The 10,569-nt window shown below is 62.9% G+C and carries 10 protein-coding genes; 3 read left to right on the top strand and 7 right to left on the bottom strand.

Annotation, left to right across the window (positions count from 1 at the left end; all coding sequences use genetic code 11):
• Window positions 1-518 precede the first annotated feature (518 nt).
• Both F1609_RS32810 and adh read right to left on the bottom strand, forming a co-directional pair.
• Entirely contained in the window at window positions 519-902 is a 384-nt protein-coding gene (locus F1609_RS32810; protein WP_167081934.1) for a DUF779 domain-containing protein, read from the bottom strand.
• Window positions 903-918: 16 nt separating this feature from the next.
• On the bottom strand, window positions 919-2,439 hold the full coding sequence (adh, locus tag F1609_RS32805; RefSeq protein WP_167081932.1) for an aldehyde dehydrogenase: 1,521 nt from the start codon (window positions 2,437-2,439) through the stop codon (window positions 919-921).
• A 211-nt stretch (window positions 2,440-2,650) separates the two neighbouring features.
• On the opposite strand from adh, the gene F1609_RS32800 reads away from it, so the two are divergent.
• Window positions 2,651-4,783 carry a TonB-dependent receptor family protein gene (locus F1609_RS32800; protein ID WP_167081930.1) on the top strand — a complete coding sequence of 711 codons (2,133 nt, stop codon included), beginning with the start codon at window positions 2,651-2,653 and terminating at the stop codon, window positions 4,781-4,783.
• 95 nt (window positions 4,784-4,878) lie between these two features.
• On the opposite strand, the gene F1609_RS32795 is transcribed toward F1609_RS32800, so the two are convergent.
• Genes F1609_RS32795 through F1609_RS32785 form a run of 3 tightly spaced genes read right to left on the bottom strand, consistent with a single transcriptional unit; the run spans window position 4,879 to window position 5,846 of the window.
• Complete coding sequence (locus tag F1609_RS32795) at window positions 4,879-5,256, bottom strand: hypothetical protein (RefSeq protein WP_167081929.1); 378 nt, start codon at window positions 5,254-5,256, stop codon at window positions 4,879-4,881.
• Window positions 5,253-5,558 carry a hypothetical protein gene (locus F1609_RS32790; protein ID WP_167081927.1) on the bottom strand — a complete coding sequence of 102 codons (306 nt, stop codon included), beginning with the start codon at window positions 5,556-5,558 and terminating at the stop codon, window positions 5,253-5,255. The genes F1609_RS32795 and F1609_RS32790 overlap by 4 nt, the downstream gene beginning before the upstream one ends.
• A 12-nt stretch (window positions 5,559-5,570) precedes the next feature.
• The gene (locus tag F1609_RS32785) at window positions 5,571-5,846 is read right to left on the bottom strand and encodes a hypothetical protein (RefSeq protein ID WP_167081925.1); all 276 of its coding nucleotides are present in this window, start codon (window positions 5,844-5,846) and stop codon (window positions 5,571-5,573) included.
• Window positions 5,847-5,962: 116 nt separating this feature from the next.
• Between F1609_RS32785 and F1609_RS32780 the strand changes: the two genes are divergently transcribed.
• Window positions 5,963-6,409 carry a hotdog family protein gene (locus F1609_RS32780; RefSeq protein ID WP_167081923.1) on the top strand — a complete coding sequence of 149 codons (447 nt, stop codon included), beginning with the start codon at window positions 5,963-5,965 and terminating at the stop codon, window positions 6,407-6,409.
• Here the strand turns inward: F1609_RS32780 and F1609_RS32775 are convergent.
• Together F1609_RS32775 and F1609_RS32770 are read right to left on the bottom strand one after the other, a co-directional pair.
• A complete protein-coding gene (locus F1609_RS32775) occupies window positions 6,372-7,883 on the bottom strand; it encodes a DUF3482 domain-containing protein (protein ID WP_167081921.1) in 1,512 nt (503 codons plus the stop codon). The two genes, F1609_RS32780 and F1609_RS32775, sit on opposite strands and share 38 nt — an antisense overlap.
• Window positions 7,880-9,358 carry a DUF2868 domain-containing protein gene (locus tag F1609_RS32770; RefSeq protein WP_167081919.1) on the bottom strand — a complete coding sequence of 493 codons (1,479 nt, stop codon included), beginning with the start codon at window positions 9,356-9,358 and terminating at the stop codon, window positions 7,880-7,882. The genes F1609_RS32775 and F1609_RS32770 overlap by 4 nt, the downstream gene beginning before the upstream one ends.
• A 174-nt stretch (window positions 9,359-9,532) precedes the next feature.
• Here F1609_RS32770 and cobT point away from each other — a divergent pair, with 174 nt between their 5' ends.
• Window positions 9,533-10,567: a nicotinate-nucleotide--dimethylbenzimidazole phosphoribosyltransferase gene (gene cobT, locus F1609_RS32765; protein ID WP_167081917.1), complete on the top strand. Its 1,035-nt coding sequence runs from the start codon at window positions 9,533-9,535 to the stop codon at window positions 10,565-10,567.
• Window positions 10,568-10,569: the final 2 nt, after the last annotated feature.

Below are 10,569 nucleotides of genomic sequence, written 5' to 3'. Positions count from 1 at the left end.
ATGTGTAAGGCATGCCGCCAGCGTTCAATCTGAGCCAGGATCAAACTCTTCAGTTCAATCTCTGTTTAATGTCCTTGCGGACAGATCGCTCACTCAAAATACTGACAAGCTCATCTTTCGATGCGCCATGTTTCTTTTTTGTGAACATTTGATAATTTAAGTATTCAACGTCGCTTACGCTTCGTTGGCACCTTCATCAAACGCCCACACTTATCGACTGTTAATTGTTAAAGAACTTGTTCTGTACTACCTTCTGCCGTTTGCTACGAAGCGTTGTGTTCGTTGCAGCAGAGAGGTGAGATTATGCAGCGTTTCGCGTTTCTCGTCAACCTCTTTTTGTTACGTCGCTTCTTTCGAAACGCCCCTGGACTGTCCTGCAACTACTTGATTTCGCTAGCGTTTCAGCGGGGAGGCGAACTATAGCAAAGCCCTCTCCCCGCTGGCAAGAACTTTCGTAGAAGCTACACAATTCGTCGCGTGGAACCGACGCCACGCTCACGAATACACGCATTTATGTGTCACGGGGGCCCTATATGGACGGCTGCCAGGTCAGCGAACTCGGCATCCGAGAAGAGCCGGGAGCGGGTGAGGAAGCGCCGTCCTGTTCCATTGTCCAGCGAGAACATGCCGCCGTTCCCTGTGACAACGTCGATGATCAGCTGCGTATGTTCCCAGTAGGCGAATTGCTCCCTTCCCATATAGAAGGCGGCGCCGTTGATCTCGCCGACATACACATCGGTATCGCTGATATTGAATTCACCGTCCGGATAGCACATCGGGGCGCTGCCGTCGCAGCAGCCGCCCGACTGAAAGAACATGACCGGCCCATGCCGCGCGCGCAACTCGTCGATCATTGCGCGCGCGGCATCGGTTGCGACCACGCGTGATAGCGCCTCACCCATGCAATACTCCCTACGGTTAAAAGAAGCCCATCGCGTTCGGGTTATAGCTGACCAGCAGGTTCTTGGTCTTCTGGTAATGGTCGAGCATCATCTTGTGATTTTCGCGCCCGATGCCCGATTGCTTGTACCCGCCGAAAGCCGCATGGGCCGGATACAGGTGATAGCAATTAGTCCACACGCGCCCTGCCTCAATGGCGCGGCCGACCCGGAACGCACGCGAGCCATCCCGCGTCCACAAACCTGCACCCAGCCCGTACAAGGTATCGTTGGCAATGCGCAGGGCGTCCGCTTCATCGGTAAAGGTGGTGACCGCCACCACGGGACCGAAAATCTCTTCCTGGAAGATGCGCATCTTGTTATCGCCCTTGAACACCGTCGGCTGCACGTAATAACCGTCCTTCATGTCGCCCGGCTGCATATTGCGCGCACCGCCCGTCAGCAGCTCGGCGCCCTCCTGCTTGCCGATATCGAGGTAGGACAGGATTTTCTCCAGCTGCTCCTGCGATGCCTGGGCGCCGAGCATGGTCGAGGCATCAAGCGGATTGCCCTGCTTGATCGCCGCCACCCGTTCCAGTGCGCGCGCAATGAATTTGTCGTAGATGGATTCCTGGATCAACACGCGCGACGGACAGGTACATACCTCGCCCTGGTTCAGCGCGAACATGGCAAAGCCTTCCAGGCATTTGTCGAAAAACGCGTCGTCCGCATCCATCACGTCGGCAAAGAAGATATTCGGTGACTTGCCGCCCAATTCCAGGGTGACCGGAATCAGGTTTTGCGCCGCGTATCCCATGATCAGGCGGCCGGTACCGGTCTCGCCCGTGAAGGCGATTTTGGCGATGCGCTTACTCGAGGCCAATGGCTTGCCCGCCTCCAGCCCATAACCGTTGACAATATTGAGCACGCCCGGCGGCAACAGGTCGCCGATCAGCTCGATGAGCACCAGGATCGAGGCCGGGGTCTGCTCGGCGGGCTTCAACACCACGCAGTTGCCCGCAGCCAACGCCGGGGCCAGCTTCCACACGGCCATCAGGATCGGAAAGTTCCACGGGATGATCTGCCCGACCACGCCCAGTGGCTCATGGAAGTGATACGCGTACGTTTCGTGGTCGATCTGCGCGACCGAGCCTTCCTGCGCGCGGATGCAGCCGGCAAAGTAGCGGAAATGGTCGATCGCCAGCGGAATGTCGGCCGCGGTGGTCTCGCGGATCGGCTTGCCGTTGTCGATGGTCTCCGCCGTGGCCAGCAAGCTGAGGTTCTGCTCCATGCGGTCGGCAATTTTATTGAGGATATTCGCGCGCTCGGCCTGCGAGGTCTTGCCCCAGGCTTCCTTGGCGGCATGGGCGGCATCGAGCGCCAGCTCGATATCTTCCGCGCTCGAGCGGGCCACCTCGCAAAACACCTGCCCGGTGATCGGCGTGACGTTACCGAAATATTCGCCCTTGACCGGCGCAACAAATTTTCCACCAATGTAATTGTCGTAGCGTTGCTTGAACGGGTTGGCTACGCCCAGCTTGCTGATATCTGCGAGATTCATGTCGTCCTCTTCCTTTTATGGTTATGTACCGGGAATCCAAGCGTAGACGCACATCAAAACAAGTACCTGCGCAAACGCAAAGAAACTGTCACGGCTACCCACAGGCTAGTCCTTTCGTTGGTGCTTTGGCGCACATTACGCGTGCTCGCTGCAGGATTCATACTGCCCGCGTATATTGCGTACCGACGCTAAACATACCTCCGGAGAACCCATGAAGCAGCACCCGTTTCACCTGAATGACATCGCCACCTTGTTCGCGCTCGGCGCGGCAGGCGCGGCAGCGGCAGCCGCACCGGATGCGCCGGCCAACGCGCCGCTGGCCGATGTGGTCGTCATCAGCGGAAGCCGGGTCGCGCACACCAGTTTCGACTTGCCGGCAGCCATCGACGTGCTCGACGCCGCCCGCATCCGTGACGGCCAGCTGCGCGTCAACGCGTCCGAATCGCTCTCGGCCGTACCGGGCCTGGTGGCCCAGAACCGCCAGAATTATGCGCAGGACCTGCAGATTTCCTCGCGCGGCTTCGGGGCGCGCTCGGCCTTCGGCGTGCGCGGCGTGCGCCTGATTGCCGACGGCATCCCGGCAACCATGCCCGACGGACAGGGTCAAGCGGCAACCTTCAACCTGGACATGGCGGAACGCATCGAAGTCTTGCGCGGGCCCTTCTCTGCCATCTACGGCAACCATTCCGGCGGAACCGTCCAGCTGTTCACGCGCGACGGCCAGGGCCGGCCGAGCGTGGAAGGCAGCGTCATCGGCGGCAGCGACGGTACCCGCAAGATCGACCTCAACGCCCAGGGCGAAACCAAGGGCATCGGCTACGTGATCGACACCTCCCGCTTCGAGACCGACGGCTACCGCGCCCACAGCGCCGCCACGCGTGACCAGAGCTTCGCCAAGCTGACCATGGCGCCGACCAGCACCAGCAAGCTGACCCTGACCGCCAGCGCCCTGAGCCAGGACGACACGCAAGATCCGCTTGGCGTGACCTGGGCCACCTACCAGCGCGATCCACGCGCCGGCGAGACCGATGCCACCGATACGCAGAATCCGAAACGCACCATTGCCGACCGCTACGACACGCGCAAAAGCATCGACCACAAGCAAGCCGGCGCCGCCTTCGAGCAGCGCCTGGGCGACGACACGCTGCGTGCGATGGTGTACGGCGGCAATCGCCAGGTCATCCAGTACCAGGCATTTTCCAAATTCGTGCAGACGCCCGCCAGCCAGTCCGGCGGCGTGGTCGACTTCGACCGTGACTTTTATGGCGCCGACATCAACTGGCTCAGCGTGCGCAACTTCGCCGGCGGCAAGCTGAGCACCACCGTTGGCATCGACTACGGCCGTTCCACCGACCAGCGCCAGGGGTTTGAGAATTTCATCGGCAACCAGTTCGGCCTGCAGGGCAAGCCGCGCCGCGATGAAAGCAATACCGTGTCCAGCCTCGATCCGTATGCGCAGGCCGAATGGCAAGGCGGCGACTGGGTCTTGAGCGCCGGGCTGCGCCACAGCCGCATGAAAGTCAGCGTGGACGATCGCTTCGTTACCAACGGCAACGACAGCGGCGGCGTCAGCTTCCGCCACACCACGCCCGTGCTCGGTGCGCTCTACAAGATCTCGCCAACCGTGAATGTGTACGCCAGCGCGGCGCGCGGTTTTGAGGCGCCGACCTTGAACGAGCTGTTCTACTCAGGTGCAGGCGCGGGCTTCAATTTTGCGCTCAAGCCCGCCACCAGCACGCACGTGGAAGCGGGCGTGAAAGCTTATCTCGGCAGCAATACACGCATCAATGCGGCCTTGTTCCAGGTAAAAACCAGCGACGAGCTGGTGGTCGACATTGCCGGCGGCGGACGCACCAGCTACCGCAATGCCAGTGAAACCCTGCGCCGGGGCGCGGAAGTCTCGCTCGACAGCAACTTTGGCGCCGGTTTCAGCGGCCGCCTGGCCATGACCGCCTTGAACGCCACTTACGAGCAAGGCTTCGGCAACGTTGCAGCCGGCAGCCGCTTGCCGGGCGTGCCGAAAGCCAACCTGTTCGGTGAACTGGCATGGAAGAGCAGCGACGATGGCGTTGGCGCCGCGCTGGAAACCATCGCCAGCGGCAAAATCTACGCTGACGACGCCAATGCCGATATCGCCGCTCCGGGCTACGCGATCATCAACGCCCGCTTCCAGGCGAAACAGTCATTGGGTGGATGGCGCCTGAAGCAGTTCGTGCGCGTCAATAACCTGAGCGATCGCCGCTATGTGGGATCGGTCATCGTCGGCGACGCCAACAAGCGCTTTTATGAAGCGGCGCCGCAGCGCAACTGGCTGGCGGGCGTGAGCGCGCAATACGTTTTCTGATCGGGCAGCGCTCAGCGGATCAAGTAGCAATGCAGGCCCGGTTAATCCGGGCCTTTTTTATCCACCTGCGCCGGCCCGTCCCTCCTCGCCGCCACTCAACGCGTATAGGTCGAATTCACCAGCACACGATCGGCCAGCGAGTAGACGTAGGTCACTCCCCTCCCATTCCAATACCGTCCCCCGGCAGCAAAGTCGAACACCCCTTCCGCGCTCACGCAGGACTCATCCGGCACGAAGGATACCGCGCCATACCGCCGGTCCTCGCTCATGGCGCCAGTGATCGAATAATTTTCGAGCGGCCAGGCGTCTTTCGAGAATGCCTTAAATTCGGCCAATGCCAGCGGGAACACTGGCAGCATGCACCCATGCAAAATGAACTCCGCCGGGGACGTATACAGCCAGATGCGCGTGGCTTCGGCATGGTCCGCCGCGCTGCGGGGTATCGGCAGATTCTTCCCGCGCTTGCCTTTCATGGCAAACAGCGCGTGCTCACCAGGGCCATATTCCCGAGCGAATAGACGTAGGTGAAGCCGCCGGCCGGCGTACCGTCCTCACACCGGCTGGCCGCGCCTGGAATAAACGACAAGGTCCCAAGCTCGCCATCGGCGCTGACGCTGCCCAGTATCTCGACATCGTCGAGCGTCCATTTGCCGGCGGCCATGGCCGTGAACTCGGCAAGCGCCAAGGGCAGCACCCGCAGGATGGTGCCACGAAAAGTAAAATCGCCGGGAAAACGGCTGATTAACTCGCCCCAGGCAGCCCTGTCATCGTGCATGCAAGCGTTCCTTTACGACGATGCCGGGCCCGACCCGGCGTCGGCGTGTATTTTTGCATATACCCTGGAAATCAACACCGGGATGACGCCAAACGGAATGAAGGCGACATTCACGCCGATAAAAAATGCCAGCAGGATCTCGTGCAGCGGCCGTCCCTGTGTCTCGACCCCTGCCATATACTGATCCGGGCTAATACTCGCGACGCTGAGCGCGCAAGCGAGTCCGATAACAGCGCCGATCACCAGCGGGGCCAGCAGGTTTTCGCGCTCTAAAGGGGACAGTTTCATTTGGCTGGACTCGGTGGTATAAATAGCGGGAAAAAGATTATTAGAAAAGCCATTTTACACCGCCACGTTGTTCGATAAAAATCAAATCCAGACAGAGACCCAAAGCGAGAGCGCCGATGAGCTTCCATGTGTATATTGCCCGCGCGGGTTTCAAGGAGACGCCGATCGGCCCCGACGAATGGTTCGCCAGCGCCAGCGACTGCCCGGAACTGCGCGTTGAAAAGAAGCGGAGCCGGAACGGAAGGACGTTTTGCACCGTCGCATTGAAAGATCGGCGCGACGCCGGGCTGCATCTGACCCCGCACGGGCTGGTCGACGCGCAAGAACCATCGAAAGAGTTGATCCTGACCATGTTCCGGCTTGCCGCCATGCTCGGCGCGGGGGTGTACGGCGACAAGCTGTATCGCTATACCTCCCCCGAACATTGGGAAACGCACACCGCCGTCGAGCGCAAGACGCGCGCGGATCTGCGCGAAAAACGAAAAATGGCGCGCCGCTGGCGTGCATGCACCTACGCTGTGATCCTCATCGCAGGCGCGATGATTGGCTGGGCTGTGGGCTGAGCCCTCCAGCCGTGCCTGCTTCCATCGCCCCCGGATACAGCTTGGACAGGGTTGCGCGCGCCACCTCCGTCGCGATCGCCTCCACATCCGCGGCCGCCTTGCCGCTCTCGCCCTCGGAGCGCAGCGCTTGCCACAAACCCGCCAGCCGCTGCGCCTGCTGCGCCACCGCGCCCTCCACTTCCGCCTGCCAGAACGCCGGCGCCTCGCCTTCCACGAAGTTGCCGCGCCCGCGCCCGAAGTGCGCCACCGCCAGATAGCGCAGGATGCTACTGACCAGCAAGGTGTGCAAAAAATCGTCGGCGAACTGCATCGTGGTGCGGTTGCGGTCGGTGCTGGTATTAAAACCCCAGGCCGCCCCGGCCGCCGTCAGCGCGCCCACCACGCCACCGAGCAAGGCGCCCGCGCCAAACGTCAGTCCGCCCGCCATCAGGTCGGCCGACAAGCCCGTCGCCGCGCCCGACACCACCGCCCCCAGCAAGCCGGCCTGGGCACGGTCGACCGGCGCGCGCACGGTGAAATTCTTGCTCACGCGCGCATTGATTTTGGGCGCCTCGCTCGGATCGAGCTGATGCAGCGCCAGCAGCCGCCCGGTGGTAGCGGCAATGTTCTGGTTCAGCCTTTCCACCAGCAAACCCATCGCCCGCTCCTGCCGCTGCTGGTCGCTCTTGCCCAGGCCGACCGCTTTCATGGCCGACTTGAGGAAGGTCTTGTCATCGGCCTCGACCGGCTCGCTGTCGCGCGCGGCGCCGGCCAGTTGGGCGCTGGTGATCCGCATCGCCTCCAGGAAACGTTCGCGGTTATTGCCTTCCCACAGCGCAAACAGGCGCGCATAACCGGCCTGCTTGGGCTCCTCGACCAGCTTGCCCACCGCCTCGTAAAACACGCGCTCATGCACCCAGCAACGGGCAAAGGCGTCCAGCGCCAGCACATCGCGCACGATCGTGTACTGGTCCAGGTGCTGTTTCCAGGCAGTCTGTTCCTGCTGTTCTTCGTGCGCCGGACGCGGCGGCCCCAGCTGGTTAAGCAGCACCACCACCGGCTTGCCCAGCCACTCCAGAATGCGCATCTCGGCCGGCAGGTAGCCGGCGTCGCGCGGATGCTCGGACGAGTTGACCAGGTACAGCACCACATCGGCCTCGTCGCGCGCGGTGCGCAGCGCTTGCTGGCTGAGCCAGAACGGACGGTCGCGGTAGCGGTCCAGCACTTCGCGCAGGAACCAGCCGATCGGATTGCCGGCCATGCCCAGCCGCTTGAGCAGGCGCACCGAGTCGCCGAAGCCGGGCGTATCCCACAGCTGCAAGGTGTCGCCCTCGGTGGTCTTGAGCAGCAGGTGCGACTCGGCAAAGACAGTCACATGGGCGGCATCGCGCACCTCGCCCACATCGACCCCGACCAGGGTGCGCGCCAGGGTGGTCTTGCCGTTATTGGTGTGTGAAATCAGTGCAAACTGGATATGGACAGGGGTGTCGCTCATGATGCCTTCGATAAACTAAGTCCGGCGCCGAGCTCCAGCGGGCGGCGCTCGGGATGCAGCAGGTTGACGATGGTCGCCGGGGCGCGGTGGAACTGGCAGAACTGTTGCCACAGCGCGATCCGCTCGGCCAGCCGCACATCGGCCCCGGCCTGGGCGCCGCTGCGCTCGGTCAGCGCCGATTCGTCGACCAGCACGGCAATGCCGCGCTGGGAAGCGCGCACCAGATGGTCGAGAAAGGCGCCGTGGTTTTCTTTTTCCGGCGTCGCGGCCAGGCTGAACAGCACGGCGGTCGCGGTGACATTGGCATCGTCCACGCTCAGGTCGCGCAGGGCGTCGACCGCTTCTTCGCCATAGCCGGACGATGGCCGCAGCATCACCCGCGCCTGTTCGCCGTACAGGGTGACGGCGATCTGCGACAGGCCCTTGTCGCGCGCCTCATCCAGCGTGTAGCTGTAGGGCAGCACGCGCAGCAGCGCCGGCGCGCTGGTGCCGGCCTCGCCGTTGAGCTTGCGGAAGTACGGCTGTTCCAGGTCCAGCGGGAACTTGTTGTGCATGCGCTGCGCGCGCCAGTGCGCCACGCCAGCGAGCACCAGGCGCGGCAGCACCACCAGCAGCAGCAAGGTCGCACCATATAAATGCACCCACTTGGCGCCGCCCGCCCCGGTCGCGAGCCTGGAAAAGTGCAAGGCCTCGATATCGGCAATGCTGAAACCTTCCAGCGGCAACAGTGCCACCGCCGGCGCAAACAGCACCGACAGGATGCCATGCACCTGCGTAGCGCCGAGGAAAGTACTTTCCCAACCGGCCACATATTCCGTCAGGAAGCCGCGCGCGTACAGCGACAGCACCGCGCCCAGCGCAAACATGGCGGCAGCCAGGTGCATGGTGCGCCCCAGGCGCGCCTGCGTCAGCCTGGCGCTCAGCTCGCCCCATTGCAGGCTGAAATCGGTCAAGCCGGCGGCCAGCACATTCGGCAACTTGCGCGGCAGCGACAATTGCGCCCCGCTCAGGCGGCGCATCAAGGCCGGCGACACCCAGCCGTTCTTACGTGCGGGCACCAACATCAACGCCATCAACAGTAAATACACCAGCATATTCCAGCCAATAATCGCCAGCAGCGGCGCCGACAGCAAATCGACCCGGTGCGGATCGCCGATCCGGTCGACCGCGGCGCCGAGCACCAGCGCCAGCAGCGGCAAGCCGAGCGAGAGCGCCTTGAAGCCGCCGCGGCGGCGCGCGATGGCCGCAAACGCGGGCGTGCGCTCGCTCAGGCGCTTGAGGATCTGCTCGGCGCGCTGCTGCAAGAAGTGCTCGGTCGTCACTTCCGACTTGCTGTCGGATGCTTGCCACTGCGCCAGTTCCTTGGCGCTGCGGCTGGCGTACAGGCGATCGTCGTCGCTCAGTACCTCGTGCTTGCCGTCCATGGTTTCGATGGAGCGCACCAGCACCACGTCTCTTGCCACCTGTTCGTTCATGCTTTTCCTGTTCTTTTTACGCGCTCCCTTGCGGGCACCTTGTATGAAACGACAACATTCACAGGCCAATTGTGCCGCACTTTGCCGCCCCATGCTGGTCTTGCAGAAACGCGAAAGCGTGGATGTGCTATCTTAGCGCGGAATTTTCTTGACACTTTCTTATCTCTCTTCACGATGCGCCTCCCAGACATACCATCCACCCACGACCCACTGCTGGCCAGCGAACTGGCCCAAGCGATCGACAACAAGACCAAGCCGCTGGGCAGTCTGGGCGCGCTCGAAACGCTGGCCCGGCAGATCGGCCTGATCCAGCAAACCACCAAAGTCGCGCTGCACAAGCCGGCCATCCTGGTGTTCGCCGCCGATCACGGCGTGGTGGCCGAAGGCGTCTCGGCCTATCCGCAAAGCGTCACCTGGCAAATGGTGGAGAACTTCCTGTCCAGGGGCGCGGCGATCAACGTCTTCGCGCGCCAGAACGGCTGCGCGCTGCAAATCATCGACGCCGGCGTCAACCACGACTTCGGCAAGCGCGCCGCGCTCATGGATTGCAAGGTCGCGCGCGGCACCGCCAACTTCGCGCAACAGCCGGCCATGAGCTGGGCCGAATGCGCCGCCGCCCTGGCGCACGGCATGCGCATCGTCGGCAACCTGGAAGGCAATGTGATCGGCTTTGGCGAAATGGGCATCGGCAACACCACCGCCGCCGCCGCGCTGATGCACAAGCTGACCGGCGTGCCGGTGGCCGACTGCGTGGGCGCCGGCACGGGTCTTTCGCCCGAGGGCGTGCTGCACAAGCAGAGCGTGATCGAAGCGGCCGTCGCCCTGCATGGCGAGATGAGCGAGCCGCTCGACATCCTGGCCACCTTTGGCGGCTTCGAGATCGCCATGATCGTCGGCGCCATGCTCAAGGCGGCCGAACGGCGCATGGTGCTGCTGATCGACGGCTTCATCGTCAGCAGCGCGCTGCTGGTGGCGGCGCGCATGCAGCCGGCCATCCTCGACTACTGCGTGTTCTCGCACTGCTCGGACGAAGCGGGCCATGCGCGCATGCTCGAGCACTTCAACGCCAGCCCGCTCCTGAACCTCGGCCTGCGCCTGGGCGAAGGCACCGGCTGCGCACTGGCGCTGCCGCTGCTGCACGCGGCCGTCAACTTCCTCGGCGAGATGGCCACCTTCCAGTCGGCGCGCGTCAGCGGCCAGTCGGCGTAAGG

Origin of the sequence: Massilia aquatica (assembly GCF_011682045.1) — a bacterium.
Classification (GTDB): domain Bacteria; phylum Pseudomonadota; class Gammaproteobacteria; order Burkholderiales; family Burkholderiaceae_D; genus Telluria_A; species Telluria_A aquatica.
This window is presented reverse-complemented; position numbering and strand designations above follow the sequence as displayed.